Annotated in this window: 10 protein-coding genes; 3 read left to right on the top strand and 7 right to left on the bottom strand. The window is 37.3% G+C overall.

All coding sequences use genetic code 11. From position 1 onward, the window contains the following. Positions 1-12 precede the first annotated feature (12 nt). The gene (locus G7Y56_RS05005) at positions 13-1,296 is read right to left on the bottom strand and encodes a serine dehydratase subunit alpha family protein (RefSeq protein ID WP_165041650.1); all 1,284 of its coding nucleotides are present in this window, start codon (positions 1,294-1,296) and stop codon (positions 13-15) included. A gap of 150 nt (positions 1,297-1,446) precedes the next feature. Here G7Y56_RS05005 and G7Y56_RS05000 point away from each other — a divergent pair, with 150 nt between their 5' ends. Continuing rightward, positions 1,447-2,400, top strand: a complete 954-nt coding sequence (locus G7Y56_RS05000) for a diacylglycerol kinase family protein (protein WP_165041605.1) — start codon at positions 1,447-1,449, stop codon at positions 2,398-2,400. A 40-nt stretch (positions 2,401-2,440) separates the two neighbouring features. Here G7Y56_RS05000 and G7Y56_RS04995 read toward each other — a convergent pair whose 3' ends face one another. The 4 genes from G7Y56_RS04995 to G7Y56_RS04980 form a co-directional block, all read right to left on the bottom strand. Further along, positions 2,441-5,005: a DUF5686 and carboxypeptidase-like regulatory domain-containing protein gene (locus tag G7Y56_RS04995; RefSeq protein WP_165041603.1), complete on the bottom strand. Its 2,565-nt coding sequence runs from the start codon at positions 5,003-5,005 to the stop codon at positions 2,441-2,443. A gap of 115 nt (positions 5,006-5,120) precedes the next feature. After that, on the bottom strand, positions 5,121-6,806 hold the full coding sequence (gene ettA / locus G7Y56_RS04990; RefSeq protein WP_165021316.1) for an energy-dependent translational throttle protein EttA: 1,686 nt from the start codon (positions 6,804-6,806) through the stop codon (positions 5,121-5,123). 6 nt (positions 6,807-6,812) lie between these two features. Beyond that, a complete protein-coding gene (locus tag G7Y56_RS04985; RefSeq protein ID WP_165041601.1) occupies positions 6,813-7,514 on the bottom strand; it encodes a hypothetical protein in 702 nt (233 codons plus the stop codon). 9 nt (positions 7,515-7,523) lie between these two features. Further along, positions 7,524-9,179: an AMP-binding protein gene (locus tag G7Y56_RS04980; RefSeq protein WP_165041599.1), complete on the bottom strand. Its 1,656-nt coding sequence runs from the start codon at positions 9,177-9,179 to the stop codon at positions 7,524-7,526. A gap of 422 nt (positions 9,180-9,601) precedes the next feature. On the opposite strand from G7Y56_RS04980, the gene G7Y56_RS04975 reads away from it, so the two are divergent. Both G7Y56_RS04975 and G7Y56_RS04970 read left to right on the top strand, forming a co-directional pair. Beyond that, positions 9,602-13,129 carry a tetratricopeptide repeat protein gene (locus tag G7Y56_RS04975; protein WP_255498646.1) on the top strand — a complete coding sequence of 1,176 codons (3,528 nt, stop codon included), beginning with the start codon at positions 9,602-9,604 and terminating at the stop codon, positions 13,127-13,129. A 125-nt stretch (positions 13,130-13,254) separates the two neighbouring features. Beyond that, positions 13,255-15,102 carry a DUF349 domain-containing protein gene (locus G7Y56_RS04970; protein ID WP_165041595.1) on the top strand — a complete coding sequence of 616 codons (1,848 nt, stop codon included), beginning with the start codon at positions 13,255-13,257 and terminating at the stop codon, positions 15,100-15,102. 88 nt (positions 15,103-15,190) lie between these two features. Here G7Y56_RS04970 and G7Y56_RS04965 read toward each other — a convergent pair whose 3' ends face one another. Continuing rightward, entirely contained in the window at positions 15,191-16,024 is an 834-nt protein-coding gene (locus G7Y56_RS04965) for a metal ABC transporter permease (protein WP_165041593.1), read from the bottom strand. 7 nt (positions 16,025-16,031) lie between these two features. Then, positions 16,032-19,724, bottom strand: coding sequence for a methionine synthase (gene metH, locus G7Y56_RS04960; RefSeq protein ID WP_165041591.1), 3,693 nt, complete (start codon positions 19,722-19,724; stop codon positions 16,032-16,034). Positions 19,725-19,733 lie beyond the last annotated feature (9 nt).

Below are 19,733 nucleotides of genomic sequence, written 5' to 3'. Positions count from 1 at the left end.
TCTTTTCTTTGTTTATTTATTTGTCATAATCTGCAATACGAGCTTATCCGTTTCCTGCATACCGATAGCGCCGATACTAGTCAGATTCTCGATGGTCTTATCCACATCATTATCTACAATTCCTTCGATAGAAGTAACCACCTTATTCTCCATAGCCATAATAGCCGAAAGAACAGCTGTAGATACTCCACTCGATATTTTAAGGGCACAACTGGGTTTAGCCCCGTCGCAGATCATTCCGGTAATATTACCCACCATATTTTTCACGGCAAAAGTAATCTGATTATAATCTCCACCCATCAGATAAGTTATACCACAACTAGCACCCGTAGCAGCAGCTACACATCCGCACAGAGCCGACAAGCGGCCTAGTTTTTGTTTTATATACACTACCGTCAAGTGGCTTAATATTAATGCCCTGATTAACTGCTCTTCTTCCGCTTTTATATCTTCCGCATAAGCCAATACAGGTAATGTTGCTGTAATACCCTGATTTCCGCTACCCGAGTTACTCATCACAGGAATCATTGCACCATCCATACGAGCGTCGCAGGCAGCAGCCGTATATGAAAGCATGTGAGATAACATCGTATCTCCAAAAATTTGTTTACCAAGAGTACCTGTTACCGTTTTTGCCACATTATGACCATAACTACCTTCGGATGACAACTTTGATGCAGCACGGTTCAATTCAGCAGCTTTCAAGATAAAGCGAATATCGTCTATGGGAACATTCGTTGCAAAATCATAAACTTTGCCAAAGGCCAATACGATTTCGTCATTGCAATGCTGCTCGCATGTATCATTTTCCTGACTGTATATTATCTCTTTATTTTTTTCGATATAAGAAAAATTGGTATGCGTCGTTTTTATAATAACAGTTGAACTGTCGTTCCCACTCATACAGTGAACTTCGATATACAACTTGTCACATACGCCATCTTTTAGTCCTATTTCGATCTTTTTGTCAGCTATGTATTGTTTTCCCTCTTCCAGTTTATCGCTGGTCAAATCTTTGAGTACCTGCAATCCGTATTCACTTTTACCCACTAAGGCACCTAATGCAATAGCTATTGGTAAACCAACCATCTTTGTACCGGGGATGCCTACCCCCATCGCATTCTTAAGAATATTTGCACTTAATAGCACACTTATCTTTTCGGGACGCTCGCCTAGAGTCTCTGTTGCTTTGGCTACACATAGCGATACAGCCGTGGGTTCAGTACAACCAATAGCCGGAACAACTTCTTTTTTGATAAGGTCTATTATTTGTTTTTCTTCCGAACAACTTAGCATATTATTTAGTACTTTTATTGATTCCAAGTACAAAGATAGACCTTCTTTTTTTTCTTTAGTCAATATATAAATTTTATTGACAGATTATCTTTGTCTATTACTGTTAAAACCCTATTTTTGCCTTATAAAACGAATGAGCTGCTTTACATTATGAACAAAAAAAAGAAAATATATGTTATCATAAATCCTGTTTCGGGAACGTCGTCGAAACAAGGACTACCAACTAAGATAGCTCAAGCTTTGGATCCACACAAATTCGATGTTCATATCTTTATAACAGGCTATGCAGGCCATGGCTCAGAGATTGCCAGTCAAGCAATTAAAGACAAGGTAAATTATGTAATTGCAGCAGGTGGCGATGGCACTGTAAATGAAGTGGCACGCACGCTTATCGGGTCTGATATTGCATTAGGAATTATTCCTATGGGATCGGGCAACGGCTTAGGGCGCGAGTTAAACATCCCAACCGATGCGAAAAAGGCTCTGGCTGTTATCATGGAAGAGAATGTAGTTTCGATCGATTATGGCAAGGCTAACGGACATATATTTTTCTGCACATGTGGTGTCGGGTTCGATGCTGTTGTAGCAGAAAAGGTATCAGGAAAAAAGAGCAGAGGCTCACTTATGTATGTAAAGAATATGTTCGAATCTTTTATAGAACAAAAATCTGAAACTTACGAAATAATTTGTCCCGAAGGTACAATCAAAGATAAAGCGTTTGTAGTGACATGTGCCAACGCCTCTCAATATGGCTATAATGCACATATAGCCCCTCATGCCGACATACAGGATGGCTTGATGAATATATCGATATTGAAACCGCTAACTATTCTCGATGTTCCGCAAACTACAGTTCAACTTTTCACCCGTAATCTGGACGACAATAAGAAAATGATAGAACTTCTAACTAAGGAAGCTACGATCAAACGGGAAAAAGAAGGAATAATGCATATAGACGGCGATCCGATACAAATGGGAAAAGAGATACATGTCATCATAATCCCTAAAGGTTTGAACGTATTAGTGCCAAAAAATCCACCAAAGAAACACCCACTAGATCCGCAAGAAATAATATTAAATATATTGCGATCGATATCAAAATAAAATAAAAGGGACACTTAAATTAAGTGTCCCTTTTGTATTCTTAGAAAGTCATATCGAATGATATACGAAATCCATCTTTACTGATATCCGGATGATCCAAATAGTTAAGACGGCGGACATAATCGATACGGAAAAATTTGAAAATATTCTCTATACCCACATTATACTCCATATATGGCGTATTACTCGTTGTATAAGTTGTTTGAGGTAATATCAGCAAGTCGTGATTGTATGTAGGGTTATTTCTTTTGCTTAATTCCCCATAGAATCCACGGAACCCTGCTACTTCTCTCCATTTGAGTACCTTAATAAAAGGTATACGATTGAAAAGCCACCCACCCATGTGGTAGTAGATCTCCCATGTAACCTGAGAATCGTGAACGAACTCTAAAGGATTGATCATATAGAAACTTCCTTTCTGTATCGTATACGAGTTGTTGGCACTTGGTGTAATCAATAAAGGAAAAGGTATTTCGCCCCATATTTTCTCGGCTTGAGCAGAGAAGGTGAGTTTTCCAAATGGAGAAACCCATTTTTCTTTAAGAATAGAGAATGATGTTTTATTATAATCGTATTGACCTCCTAAAACATCTTTCAAAGCAATAGCATGTGACAAATTTATTACGAATTTCTCAGAAGGAATCGCAAACCTCTTTCTTCGTTGTTGAAAGAACTTTTCATTTGGAGCATAACGTAATGCAAGGGATGTTTCCGTTATCTGAATATTGCTTACAGAGTATTTATTGCCCAATTCGTCGATCTTCTCAAACAATAGATTCCCTGCCGGACTCTCGTCTGATAATTGAGTTGATAAATTGAATGAAAAACCATTGTGATATTCTCTATTATAAGATACCTGCATTTGCCTGTTATAAGTCAATTTCTCATTTCTAGACGGTCTGATGGACATTAATATATTATCTCGTTCAGCCTGTAAAAATCGCTGACCAAGATTATTCATATCATATTTATAAGCAACTGTCAGATTATTCTGTGGATATTCATTTTTATGTTTTTCTACTTCATTGAACGCCCATGTAGCTTCACCATAATATTTGAATCGACCGTCGCGTGTTCCATAAGCTCCATAGCCATACAAAAATAAATTGGGATGAAAGTATTTTGTCGTTGTTGCTGTTAAGCGGAAACGATTACCCTCAACCGGATTATAACTATAAAGAGTTGGTACAGTTCCTATCTCAATTTTATTAAGCTCGGGAACTTTTGATGTTTGTACATAGCCCGTCGAGATTATATTACCAGCATTCAACAATACTCTGAATAGAAAAACTTTGTTCATGTCATCCATCATCATATCCATACGATAATCTTTCTGATGATTCTCCGGACGATTTTCTGACCAGAATTCTTTTGGGCGTTTCAGATAATCTTTTTCGAAGCTAACAGGCGCTTCTAAATTATATACCGAATCCGGTGCTACCCCAAATTCGAAATCACTTAGTGTCTGGGTCTTGTCTACATAGAATTTTACTGCATCAAGCATCGATAAGTCCATTGCCATACGTTGTTCGTGTGGCACCCATTTACCAGATTCCGTCTGTATAAAATCGTGTTCAATAACCAACTCTTCCACAAAGTTGATATTCATTTTTTTAGGAGTTCTCAATATAGCTCTTTTCACGGCATAGGTACTGTCTGCTGTAATATAAAGCGTTCCGGTGAATCCTATATCTCTCGAATTGAATGGGGCAAAAGACAGGTTTATAACCTTTTGCCCGTCAATATAAACAGTATCGTTCAGATACCATTTGTAGAAATTAACGGAACTATGTTCACTCAATGGGCTAATAAAACTATGATAGAGAAGAGTTATAGAATTATCATAGATCGATACATCTTTGAATGTCTCGGCTATAATAGCATCTATACCCTCTGTGTCTATTACCTTGTCTATTCCCTCTATGTGATATCCTTTAACTATTTTCTTATTTGTCTTCGGTTCTTTACGGTAATGGTTTTCCGATGTTTTTTCACGTAAAGAGAATGGTAAGATCGGTTTATTATCAATAATAGATGTATCAATATAATTGGGTAAAAACTTATATCTTTTGAATTGAGATTGTTCAGGTTTAAAATCGTTCAGGGCAAAGAATATCCGCTCATACTCATTGTACTGATAATATTCTTCTGATGTTATATTATTATCATGCTTATGTGCTATAACCTTCTTGATTAATTCGACAGCAGGATTATCTTTTTTGGAATATTTTTCTTTTTTAGGACGTACAATTACTTCCTGTAAAGCTAAGTCTTCGGGTTCTAAAAATATATCCTGCACGGTTGCTTTCCCTGCCGGAATTGTAAATTTCTTCGTTTTATATCCTATAAAAGAAGCTACGACAACAGTATTGTTATTCCTGTTACTCAATTTAAATTCCCCATCATTATCTGAAAAAACGCCATTAGTAGTATTTTCAAACTGAATAGTAACAAACGGCAATGTTTCGAGAGTCAGGGAGTCTTTTATAATTCCCCTGATAGATGTGACATTTTGTGCAAGGGTATAGGTGCATGAAGTAAAGAAGAATATAAGAAATATACCAGCTTTTTTATTGATAATATTGTATAGTAACGTTTTATTCATTAATTAAATTATTGTAATTGTAGCCCTTAGGCATTTATTACGAAATCAAGAGTAAACCCCATGTAAATAACGAGTTTACTCTTGATTTGTTTTGACAATAAAGAATTATTATCAATTAATTCATCAATTTGCGATAACGTATACGCTTCGGTTCTACATTACCCAAACGAGCTTTTTTGTTTTCTTCGTAATCACTATAACCACCTTCGAAATAAAATACTTCCGAGTTTCCTTCGAATGCCAGTATATGTGTACAAATACGATCTAAGAACCAACGGTCATGGGAAATCACAACAGCACATCCTGCGAAATTTTCAAGACCTTCTTCCAAAGCACGTAGTGTATTTACGTCAATATCATTGGTCGGCTCATCGAGTAAGAGCACATTTGCCTCCGATTTCAGAGTTAAAGCCAAATGTAAGCGATTACGTTCACCACCTGATAGCACACCACAAAGTTTTTCCTGATCTCCACCTGCAAAGTTGAAGCGGGAAAGATAAGCACGAGCGTTAATTTCTTTTCCACCGACACGTACAAATTCAGTACCTCCCGATATTACCTGATATACTGTTTTGTTAGGATCAATATCAGTATGCGATTGATCTACATAACCAATCTTTACAGTTTCGCCCACCTCAAAGGTTCCTTTATCGGCAGTTTCCAATCCTTGTATAAGGCGGAACAAGGTTGTTTTACCGGCTCCATTCGGCCCAATAATACCAACAATACCCGATGGTGGAAGCATAAATTCTAAATTATCGAATAGTAATTTATCTCCAAAGGCTTTACTAACACCATGTGCTTCGATTACCTTATTACCCAAACGAGGACCGTTAGGGATAAATATCTCGAGTTTCTCTTCACGTTCTTTTTGATCGGAGTTCAATAATTTTTCATACTCATTCAGACGGGCACGACCTTTTGCCTGACGGGCTTTAGGAGCCATTCTCACCCAATCCAACTCGCGTTCGAGTGTCTTGCGGCGTTTGCTGGCTTGCTTTTCTTCCTGCTCCATACGCTTAGTCTTTTGCTCCAGCCACGAAGTATAGTTTCCTTTCCAAGGAATACCTTCACCTCTGTCTAGTTCAAGAATCCATCCTGCCACATGATCAAGGAAATAACGGTCATGCGTAATACAGATAACTGTTCCCGCATATTGTTGTAAATGTTGCTCTAACCAGTCAATCGATTCAGCATCCAAGTGGTTAGTCGGCTCATCGAGCAACAATACATCCGGTTCTTGAAGCAATAAGCGACATAATGCAACACGACGAGCTTCCCCTCCCGATAGATTTGCAGCTAATTGATCTTCCGGCGGACAACGGAGGGCATCCATCGCACGCTCCAGTTTACTATCTATGTTCCAAGCATCGGTAGCGTCTATTTTGTCTTGAAGTTCTGCCTGACGGGCAAGGAGTTTGTCCATCTTGTCAGCATCTTCATAGTTTTCGGGCAATCCGAACAATTCATTTATTTCCTCATATTCTTTGAGGGTATCCATTATTGGTTGTACACCTTCCTGTACAATTTCTTTTACTGTTTTTGTCGGATCTAATTTCGGATCTTGCTCCAGATAACCTACCGAAAATGTTTTATCTGATACAACTTCGCCTTGAAATTCTTTTTCTATTCCGGCAATAATTTTCAGGAGGCTCGATTTTCCTGAACCATTCAAACCTATGATACCGATTTTAGCACCATAGAAAAATGAGAGATAGATGTTTTTTAATACTTGTTTTTGTGGAGGATAAGTTTTGCTTACCCCAACCATCGAAAATATAATTTTCTTATCGTCCGACATATTTCCTTATTTTTTCTTAATTTGTTTTATATATTTATTGCTTAGGCTAGAATCTACTGACAAGTCATATAAAATACCATCTCTGAAAGATTTGCGTTCCATTACTACTTCTTCCAATACAGTTGTATTTCCTAGTGTTAAATTATTCAATTTATCTAATTCTTCATATTCACCAAGAGGTATAAATTGATTGAGTGCCTCTAGTACAACTGTACTATCAGTGAAACTCTTTACCCTGTAAACTTGTACAGGATCGCTATATTCTTTATTTGCTAGTACGAAATCTCCTTCAACTAATGAATTTATCCACGATGCTTGGATTTCTTTATCATAAGCTTTCGCATAGTTTTCTATTGCATCTGTACCTGTCTTCTTGTGGTCAAAAACCATTTGAGCAAAAACAAATCCCAAAACAGATAAAATGATAACTACAATTAAAATGAGTTTACCTCCCCGCTGAAAAAATGACGGTCGATGCTCTGATTTCTTTTGAGTAGCTAACTTTAGAGTTTCGCTATCCCATTGGCTTTTAGATATTTTATTACCTGTTACTTCATTTATAACATCGACTCTAACGGTCGTCATAGAAATAATTCCCCACATGGTATTTCCATATGCTTCTGTTACGACAAGTTTTGCATTTTCATTGTTAAATAACTGATTTAGTTTAATTGATTCTAACTCCGAAAAGCGATATGATAAGAGCATAATTAAATATTATTTTTGATATAAAAAGCGTTTGATACTTCGTTTTGGTGTCTTTTCAAATTCCTGATCTTGTAGTCTGAAATTCGTTACCTGACTATAATTAGGTAATCGTTTGTTTATTGTTTTCAATTCGGACACAAAGATATTGGAATAATCCTTCTCTTTCAAATCATTCCTTGTCATATAATCTTTATCAGGATAAATAAGAGCTATTAATTTACCATTCTCTTCTATTATGAGCGATTCTCCGACATAAGGAGAATTATTGAAAAAGTCTTCTATCTCTTCCGGATATATATTTTGTCCCGACGAACTAAGAATCATTGTTTTACTGCGTCCTTTTATATATACAAACCCCTCATTATCAACGATACCAATATCACCTGTTTTCAGCCAGCCATTGCTATCTAACACAGCTTTTGTTGCATCAGGATTTTTATAGTAGCCAAGCATCACATTCTCTCCTCTTACTACTATTTCGCCTATCTCTGTTTGCGGATTAGGCGAGTCCACCCACACTTTCATCCTGTCTACTGCACGTCCACAAGATCCCGGCTTGTATGTCTTCCAATATTCGTAAGTAATCAACGGACCGCATTCTGTCATGCCATAGCCCACTGTATATGGAAACTTAATATCAGACAAAAATTGCCCTACCTCTTTATTAAGAGCAGCTCCACCGATAACAACTTCCTCTAATTTGTTCCCGAATATAGGCATAAGTTTTTCTGCTACTTTTGCATATATTTTCTTTCTGAAAAATGGTATCTTGCGCAACGTTTTTACAGGCTGCTTATTCAATTCGACGAATACTTTATTTTGAATTATCTTTTCGATAATCAATGGTACAGCTAAAACGAGAGTAGGATTCACTTTCGAAAAAGCATCCAGTATAATCTGTGGTGAAGGCACACGTGTTAAGAAGTGAATATGAGAACCTTTAGCTATCGACAATAGTACTTCGAAAGCTAGTCCATACATATGTGCCATAGGCAACATACACACAATTCCGTCTCCCGCCTTTACAAATTGGATATTATCTATTGCATAGCGAGTATTAGACCAAAGGCTACGATAAGGTATCATCACCCCTTTGGGACTACTTGTTGTGCCTGATGTATAGTTCAACACAGCCATTTCTTCAGGTTCCTCATCGTGAAAGGTCACATCAGATTTAGAATATCCATTTGGATACTTCTCCTTAAATGCTATTTCCCATTCAGCATAAGTAGCAAGAAATTCTTTATTACGTGCTTTTAGTACTTCAAAGTCGTCAATCATCATAATAGTCTCGAGCGCAGGCATTTCTACCGGATCGAGTTTTGCCCACACCGATTCACCGACAAAGAGTATTTTAGCATCGGAATGATTCACTATATTATGAACACTTTCGCCACTAAACTCATGTAGAATAGTTGTTATAATAGCTCCATAACCAAGTGATGCAAAAAAAGATATTGCCCAATTTGCAGAGTTACGTCCACAAACAGCAATTTTGTCTCCTTTTTTAATATCAAGAGTATCGAACAGTATATGTAACTTTGCTATTTCGCGGGCAAAATCTTTATACAAATATGTATCTCCATTATAATCAGTTAGCGCAGGCCTGTCCCAATTATCGATAATCCCATCTTTGATGAGTGTCAGAAATTTATTGTCATTCATATTGAATACGTTATTAAACAGTTTGTTAATACAATACCTCCTCTTCAAGTAAACTATATTCAAATAAGTGTAAATAGAAATACAGTCACTTACAGAAGCAATGAAAAGCCTTTTACTCTTGACTTACATTTATAACAAACTAAAGTGTACAAATGTAAGTAAAATCTAAGAATTTGTCTAAAATTTTCAGATTTGAAGTTTAGAATGAGCAAAAGCCTCTCTAACAGCTAAAAATAGATATTATAAATCAAACCATTCCGAATTTATTGAATTAATTCAACTAATTTGCACCTTTTTAGTTACGATATGAGTAAGAAGCAATAAATTAGTTATTTTTGTGTTTTATATTATATATATTATCTGCTTGATTATAGGTGTTACATCATAAAAAAATAAATGCGCTATTACTCATAATCAGCGTATTGTTCATTTTTCTATATTCGTCGTGTTCAAACAAAAAGAATACGACTGTTACACGTGCATACCATTCCATCAATACACGTTACAATATACACTTCAATGCCGAAGAGGCGTATAAAGAAGCACTCAAAGCAAAAAACAACAGCAGAAACGATAATTTATCGCAGATACTCAATATATTCCCCGACAATTCGGATACAACGAAACAAGAAGGTTCCGGCAGTTTCACTACTACAATTGATAAAACGACTACCGCAATAAAACTACATTCTATAAAGACGAAACCATCTCGTAATCCTAATCGTCGGAATGATGTCCGTTATCAGGCATGGTTACAACAAAAAGAATTCAATCCATTTCTGCAAAACACATGGCTGCTGTTAGCTAAAGCCGAATTTCAGGATGGAGATTATTTACGTTCTATCACTACCTTTCTGTATATCACTAAAATATATAGTACAAATCCTGAGATTGTAGGTGAATGCCGTTTGTGGATAGCCCGCGCATATACTGAGATGGGCTGGATGTATGAAGCGGCAAATGTATTACATAAAATGGAACTCGCAGGCGGACCTCCCGAGAAACACAGAGGACTATATGCAGCGGTAAAGGCAAATTATTTGGTTCGCAATAATGAATTTGAAGAGGCTATTCCTCATCTCATTTATGCTATTGACAAAGAAAGAGACCGCACTCAAAAAATGAGAATGAGGTATCTTTTGGGACAAATCTATACCAAGTTAGGAGATAAAACTAATGCAAATCTGGCTTTCCTATCTGTAAAAGGGTTAAGTACACCATACAGATATGTATTCAATGCAGAACTTCGTCAAATGGAACTATCTGAGCTAAGTACGAAAGAAACGGTAGCCCGATTGGACAAAATGGCAAGGAGTTCAAAAAATGAAGATTATCTCGATCAAATATACTTTACTATAGGTAATACTTATTTGCAACAGCAGGATACCACAAAAGCAATAGAAAATTACCGAAAAGCAATAGAAAAAAGTAAGCGCAACGGATACGACAAAGCGATTGCTCAGGTTACACTGGGCGATCTGTATTATAATCAGCGGGAATTTATTTCAGCACAGCCATTTTATGCAGATGCTTTGAGTCAATTGAAAAAAACACATTCTGATTATGCTAGAGTAGCACTTCGTTCATCTGTATTAGACGAATTGGTAGTACACGCAAAAGTATTACACGAACAAGACAGCCTTCAACACCTTGCTCAATTGCCCGAAACGGAACGCCTGGACATAATCAACAAAAAAATAGAAGGTCTGAAGAAAGCAGAGGCCGAAAAGATAAAAGCTGAGGAACTCGAAAAACTCCAAGAAGAACGCAACGAACGGATTTCGAGTTGGGATGATCTCGAACGCGAAAGTTTATTCCAAAACAATAATCCGACACCTCCAGCACAACAACAGCAGCAAGCTGCCAATTTTGGTCAGCAGGGGGATGTTACATCTTTCTATTTCTACAATCCACAAACAGTGGAACAAGGTAAAATAACTTTTCAAAATCAATGGGGCAATCGTAAGCTGGAAGATGATTGGCGCAGGCGCAATAAAGCGGCGTCATCTTTTGCTGATATGGACGAACCTGACGAGGATGCACCAGTAGATGATCAGCCAAAGATAGCAGAAGACAATAATAGCATTGAGACAAAGGCTACAAACCAAGACATCTATTCGGTTGACTATTATTTGCAGCAACTTCCGTTCACAGAAAAGGCTATAAAAGAGTCGAACGATCTTATTGAGAATGCACTTTTCAATATGGGTAAGATATATAAATATAAATTGGGCGATTTGGATCTGGCAATCGATGCATTCACAACAGATATCAGGCGTTTCCCGAATACACCTAATCTGGAAGAAATTTATTATCAGCTATTCCTTATTTATATGCAGCAAGGCAATCACGATATGATGGCATCGTACCGCTCCCGACTGTTAACTGAATTCCCGCAAGGAGTGTATGCAAGACCTTTATCCGATCCTGATTATGAATGGAATTTCAGACACATGGCATCATTGCAAGATTCGCTTTATGAAGCTACATATCAGGCTTATTTGTCTACTGACACTAAAACAGTAAGGGATAACTATAATACGATACAGGACAAGTATCCGTTTGGAGATCTTATGCCTAAGTTTGCGTTCTTGAATGCATTGTCGTATGCTCAAACTCGTGATGCTGTCAACTTAGGTAATAATCTGAAAGAATTAATAGATAAATATCCTAAGGCTGATGTCACCCCATTGGCTACAGAAATACTCAGTCGAATAAAAGATGGACAAATACTATTATCAAACGGTTCGCCGATAAGAAGTCTGGACTGGAGCCGTGCGTTCCTTAGTGACAGCACGATGGTGGGAGAAGATGGTAAAACAATAGAATATTCCGATTCTTTGAATACACAGTATTTATTATTGCTTAGATTTAAAGCTAATTCGATAGACCGAAATGAATTACTATATCAAGTAGCGGATTATAATTTCTCTAATTATGTTATCCAGACATTCGATCTGAATTTTGAGACAGATAAAGTAACAGAAACTCTTCAAATAAGAGGCTTTGAGAAATTCTCGAATATACGTTCTTATATAAACAGAGCATTCGAAGAAGATGGACTTTTCCATCACATGGACACATCGATTGTAGCGATTCCTATATCCGTAGAGAATTATACGACCATGCTTCCACGCCTAGGGTTAGATGCATATATCACATTCTTCGCTGAACATTTCGGTGAACAGCTACCTAATCTGATCAATTACTGGAAAACGCATGAAATACAGATGATTGAAACAGAAGATGATGAATTTGAGTATCCGGCAGATAAACCGTTGGTAGAACCAATAGAAGAAAAACTGAGCAGCGGAGACATAAAAGTCGTTCCTGATAATAACAAAGAAAAACCAGTAGATAATAAACAACCTCAAAAGAAAGACGAGGAGAAAAATAAAACAGATATAAATGCCGATGACTTATTGACTAAAGATCAGTTGGAGGCAGCAGGGAAAATAAATGATGCGCTAGAATCGGTTGAAGATATTGTAAATAACCCGGTAGACGGTATCAAAAACCTATTTGGTAAATTCAAGAATAAAGAAAAACTGACGAAGGAAGAAAAAGCAGCATTAAAAGAAGAACAAAGAATTGAAAAAGCCCTTCAAAAAGAATTGAAAGCTATTGAAAAAGCGAAACAAGATTCAATTAACAGCGCCGAAAAAGCAATTCAGGATTCTATCCAAAATGCTGAAAAATTGAAACTTCAACAACAAAGAGCTGCCGAACTGGAAAAAGAAAATACGGCGAAGGCTATCGCAAAGGAAAAACAAGACGCCATTAAACAACGGGAAGCAGAGCGTAAAGAAAAGATTCGTTTGCAAGAGGAACGTCGTCGTGAGCTCGAAAAAGAGCGTAAAGAAAAAGAGAAAGCCAGAGAACAGCTCCGTAAGCAGAAAGAAAAAGAAGCTAACGAAAGACGTAAACAGCAAGAGAAAAACCGAAAATAATTTTCAGTTTTATACCCGAATCGGTAAAAAGATTGATATTTATAGTCATGGTTAACAAAAAAAAACATTAAGTTTGTAATAGTGAAAAACTTGGGAGCAACTTCCATCCTAAAACAATAATAATTATGAATGAGAACCTAAATCCGGAACTGCCTGTAGAAAATATCTCTGACGATGTTACTAATACTGAAACGATAGAAGAGACAACGACAACGCAACCGGAAATTACTACAGAGGCTTCTGTGCCAAAGAATCAGGCTTTGACAAAAGAAGAAATTATCGAAAAACTGAAGAACTTATCAGCTCAAACAGAAGTGCCTCACCGTACAGAAGTGGAAGCATTGAAACAAGCTTATTACAAACTTAGATCAGCGGATATTGAAGCAGCAAAGGCAGCTTACCTAGAAGCCGGTAATGATGCTGAGTCTTTTACTCCAGAAAATGACCCGAGTGAAGATGTTGTAAAAACATTTTTAGCAGAGATCAAAGAGAAAAGAGCTGGTCAGGTAGCTAACGAAGAAAGACAAAAAGAAGAGAACTATAATAAAAAATTACAGATAATAGAAGGAATAAAGAACTTGACCGAAAGTTCGGAAGATTTCAATAAACTGTATAAAGAATTTAAAGATCTTCAACAACAATGGAATGAAATATCATTGGTACCACAGGCTAAGGTTAAAGAACTGTGGAAATCGTACCAGATATATTCAGAGAAGTTTTACGATCTGATAAAGATAAATAATGAGTTTCGCGATTATGATTTCAAGAAAAATCTGGAACTTAAAAAAACACTTTGCGAATCGGTAGAAAAATTAGCTGAAGATGCTGATGCTGTTTCTGCTTTTCACCAATTGCAAAATTTCCACGATCAATGGCGCGAAATTGGTCCTGTGGCGAAAGAACTACGTGAAGAGTTATGGACTCGCTTCAAAGATGCATCGACTGCCATTAATAAATTATACCAATCTCACTTCGAAGGTTTGAAAGGAAAAGAAGAAGAAAATCTTATTCAGAAAACCGCCATATGTGATGCTTTAAAAGCAATCGACTATTCTACTTTAGTTTCATTTAAAGAATGGGATGAGAAAAGCAAAGAAGTAATAGAATTGCAGGCAAAGTGGAAAACTATCGGATTTGTTCCTAAAAAAGTAAACACTCAGATATTTGAAGAATTCAGAGCTTTATGCGATACCTTCTTCGAAAAGAAAAGTGTATTCTTTAAAGGTATTAAAGAGGACATGGATTCCAACCTTGAAAAGAAACGTGCTTTATGTGAACGTGCCAAAGCTTTAAAAGACAGTGTGGAGTGGAAGAAAACAGCAGAAGAACTCATTTCTATTCAAAAAGAATGGAAAACTATCGGTACTGTTTCCCGTAAATACTCCGATGCTATCTGGAAAGAATTTGTATCGGCTTGTGACTACTTCTTTGAGCAAAAGAAAAAGAATGATTCTTCAAGCAAAGGAGAAGAGGTAGAAAATCTGGCAACTAAAAAAGAAATTATTGAGAAAATAAATAATATAGAACACTCTTTAGAGGCTTCTGAAGCGATTGCTAAAGTTCGCGAATTATCAGAAGAATGGCATAAGATAGGATTTGTTCCGTTTAAAGAGAAAGACAAAGTTTACAAAGAATTTCATCAGGCTGTAGATGCTCATTACGACCGCTTGAAAATGGATAAGGCAGAACGTAGAATGGAAGCTTTCAAATCGAATATGAAAGATATTTCTAAGCACGACAATCCACGTAAAGTGCTGTATAAAGAAAGAGATTATCTATCGCATCAGTATAATAAGTTGAAATCGGACCTTCAAACTTATGAGAACAATATCAGTTTCTTATCTATATCATCTAAGGGTGCGAACAGTTTACTGAAAGATGTAAATCACCGGATTGAGAATCTTAAGAACGAAATGGATTTGATTGCTAAGAAAGTGGAAGCTCTTGATGAAAAACTAAAAGAAATGGAATAGTCAAACGGACTAATAATAATAATAGAAACGCCCTACTCTTCGGAGTAAGGCGTTTTTTATTTTAAAGCTATTCGGTAAATTATTACATCTATGCTCCTACTCTTTGTTTAGACTTTTGAGTAAGCCGTATCACTCCTCTCAACAGTAAGAATATAATTATCTGAACAAAGATGATAAACACTCCCGATGGTACGTCTAAAACAACCGAAAGGAATAAGCCTAAGATACAACCAACGAATCCAATGAGAACAGATAATAAAACGATCTTACCGAAGTTGGATGTAAACAAATTAGCCGTCATCTGAGGTACAGTCAGTATAGATATTAAAAGAACGATACCAACCAAACGGATAGATAATACAATAGTGACAGCGATAAACATCATCATAATGTATTTGATCGTATTGACCGGTAAATTACGTGTCTTAGCAAAATCGGGATCGAAAGCCGCATACATAATCTCCCTTCTGAACAAAGCAAAAACAACGAGTAAAATAACCGAAAGTATTGCCAGATAGGTAATATCAAGAGATGTTATCGTCAATATGTTTCCAAAAAGGTAATCGGATAAATTAGGGGCAAAACCCGGCTTAAGATAAATAAAAATAATACCGATAGCCATACCCAACGACCAGAATGTTCCGATAGCCGAATCTTCGCGCACGCCTTGTCTGGACGATAACCATTCCATACCAAAGGCAGACAGGATAGAAAATATCAATGCCGACAGAATAGGATTCCATCCGAAAAAGAAGCCTATCCCCAATCCACCCATCGATGCATGCGTAATACCGCCACTTACAAAAACCAAACGGCGGACAACAACGTACGTGCCTATAATACCACATGCTATACTCGCCAAAAGGCTACCTAACAAGGCATTTTGAAAGAAAGGATATGACAGTAAGTCAAAAAATTCCATCTATATATTAAATAAGATTTGCACTTAGAAATTTACGAATAAGACCTTCATCTTCACCTCGTCGGGCAATATAGGCTTCTGCCTGATCCTCCAAGATATTACCTATATTAAAATATTTCGACTGAGGATGTGAAATAATTATACCACTCACCGAAGCATTGGGTAACATAACACCATTTTCGGTCAGCTCCACTCCTATCTCGGTTGATTGCAATAAATTATCATTCAACAAAAAATTAATAGACTGATCGGGTATTGACGGATAACCTACTGCGGGACGAATACCTTGATATTTAAGCGTGAACATATCATTTACACTTAGATTTTCTTCGGGAGCAAACCCCCAATATTCTTTCCTTATTTTAGCATGTAGCCACTCTGTTGTAGCCTCTGCCAAACGGTCTAGTACGGACTTAAGCAGAAGAACACGGTATTCATCGCCTTCCTTCTCGTACTTATTCAACAGCTCATCCGAACCTGCTCCGGCTGTTACCGTAAAGCCTCCTACATAATCTTTCTTACCTGAAGATTTGGGAGCAACAAAATCGCAAAGAGATAGATATTCATCTTTATCGTTCTTCTTTTGTTGACGAAGCATCGGGAAGCGTACATCGTTGATATACAAAGATTCATTATCGCTATATGCTTCAAAAACGCCGAATACAGCACGAATATAATCTGCTTTATCGAAGATCAACTGATCTAATAACAAACGTGCATCCCTATATAATTGAGCACCTTCATTCGCTTTTTCCCTTTCTCTCTCGGGGAAAGTGGCAAGCCACGCGGCCTGACACGAAGGGCAATCATCTACATTTTCGATAGTGGCATAACGTGCTGATAAATTCCATGAGTGAAAGAAGAATTTCCAATCCACATACGGAACAATCTCATCGATTGTAATATTTTTCAATACCTGTCGACCCTCGACATTCGGTGTCGGAGTCTTATAAGTAACCCAATCGACTTTCATCCCTTTATGTTCAACTTTAGCAAAAGGCAATAGATCAATTTTCTTATCTCCAGCCGAGTCTCTCAACGAAGAATATTCTTGTCGTACTTCGCTTATGTATTCTACCCTTGTGGATGGATTAATCAGTTTTGCTACAGCAGACGGAGCTTGCGAAGCATCTTTCACATATACTACTGCTCCATTGTTATATTTAGGTTCTATCTTGATTGCAGTATGTAATTTCGATGTAGTAGCACCACCAATCATGAGAGGCATGGTAAAACCAGCCTTATCCATTTCGTGAGCCACAATACTCATTTCTTCGAGCGAGGGGGTTATCAGTCCACTAAGGCAAACAATATCAGGATTTTCCTCTTTTATTTTTTGAATAATTACCTCAGGCGGAGTCATTACTCCAAGATCGATAATCTCGTAATTATTACACGCAAGAATAATAGAAACGATATTCTTACCAATATCATGCACATCGCCCTTTACTGTTGCGATGAGTAACTTGCCTGCTTTATTACTTCCGGCAGAAGACGATTTTTGTGCTTCCAATGTCGGTTGAAGTATAGCGACTGCACGTTTCATTGTACGGGCAGTTTTCACCACTTGCGGTAAGAACATCTTACCCGAACCGAACAGTTCTCCTACTTTGTTCATTCCAGCCATCAAAGGCTTGTCTATTATATCGACAGCCATAGGATATACCCTGAGCGCCTCTTCTAAATCTTCATCCAGATAGTCACTGATACCTTTTACCAACGAATATTTAATACGCTCATCCAATTCGTACGAACGCCATTCTTCTACCTTTTGTTCTGTTTTGCCGTTTTTTTCATTCTTGACTCTTTCGGCGTATTCGATGAGTTCATCTGTAGACTCAGGTCTGCGATTAAAGATAACATCTTCTACTAAGTTTCTTAAATCGGTCGGGATATCTTCATAAATAACTGATTGTCCCGGGTTAACGATTCCCATATCCATTCCTCGCTGAATAGCGTAATACAAGAATATAGAATGCATCACTTCCCGTATATAGTCATTTCCACGGAATGAGAATGAAAGATTACTTACTCCTCCACTTATTTTAGCATTAGGTAAGTTTGCCTTTATCCAATCGATTGTATTCAGAAAATCAACAGCATAACCACGGTGTTCTTCTATACCTGTGGCAATAGCTAAAATATTAGGGTCGAATATTATATCGTTCGAATTAAATCCATCATTCACCAACAGATCATAAGCTCGCTTACAAATTTCTATTCTACGCTCGAAACGGTCAGCTTGTCCTTGTTCGTCGAAAGCCATTATAATAACAGCTGCCCCATATTGGCAAACCAAACGTGCCTGACGCATAAATTCTTCTTCGCCACCTTTAAGCGAGATCGAGTTAACGACTGCTTTACCCTGTACACATTTCAATCCTGCTTCGATTACCGACCATTTAGATGAGTCGATCATAACAGGAATACGTGACACATCAGGATCAGAAGCCACAAGATTGAGGAAAGTGGTCATTTCTTTCTCTCCATCGAGCAATCCTTCATCCATATTTACATCGAGAATCTGTGCACCATCTTCTACCTGTTTATGGGCAATGGTCAAAGCTTCTTCGTAATTCTCTTCTTTGATTAAACGAAGAAATTTGCGAGAACCGGCTACATTACAACGCTCACCAATATTTATAAAATTGATTTCGGGTGTTGCTTCAAGTAGTTCCAGCCCCGAAAGCCACATATATTTAGGTTTGGGAGCCGGTCTATGCGGCTCTGCTCTTCTTACCATATCTACATAAGTAGCAATATGATCGGGGGTAGTACCGCAACATCCACCTACTATATTTACCAATCCCTCGTCAATATATTCTCTTATTTGCATTGCCATCTTCTCGGGAGTCTCATCATATTCTCCGAATTGATTTGGCAAACCGGCATTAGGATGTGCCGATATAAAATTAGGTGCAAGGCGACCCAATTCTTTCAAAAATGGTTTCATATCGGAGGCACCGAACGAACAGTTCAAACCGACAGACAGATAATCAATATGACTTATCGAAGCTAAAAATCCACCTATTGTCTGACCGGATAGCGTACGACCTCCTCTATCGGTAAGAGTTACCGAAATCATTATAGGCAAATCTATATTACGATCTTTACGAACCTCATCGGCAGCAAAGAGTGCAGCCTTGGCATTTAATGTATCAAATATAGTTTCGATAAGCAGCAAGTCTACACCACCATCTACCAAGCCTTCTATTTGCTCTTTATATGCCTGATGCAAATCGTCGAATGTAACAGCTCTATAAATAGGATTTTCTACCTTAGGACTCATCGAAGCTGTTTTATTTGTCGGTCCTATCGATCCTGCAACGAAACGAGGTTTATCGGGATTTTTATTTGTATAATCATTCGCAGCTTTACGAGCTAGTTTAGCTGCTGCAACGTTTATTTCCCGTACCAGATGAGCCATGTGATAATCGTCTAACGAAATAGAAGTCGCATTGAAAGTATTAGTTTCAATAATATCTGCTCCGGCATCCAAATATTCTCTATGAATTGTCTCTATCACATCAGAACGGGTAAGACAAAGTAAGTCATTATTGCCCTTCAGCAAAGTAGCTGAATCCTTGAAACGTTCCCCTCGAAAGTCTTCTTCGACTAGCTGGTAACGTTGTATCATGGTACCCATAGCACCATCTAATATGAGAATTCTCTCTTTTAATATATCTTGTATTTTGCTCATTATAATTTT

Origin of the sequence: Dysgonomonas sp. ZJ709 (assembly GCF_011039195.1) — a bacterium.
In the GTDB taxonomy this organism is placed as follows: Bacteria; Bacteroidota; Bacteroidia; order Bacteroidales; family Dysgonomonadaceae; genus Dysgonomonas.
Note: the sequence above shows the minus strand (reverse complement) of the source record. Positions and strands in the feature narration are given on the sequence as shown.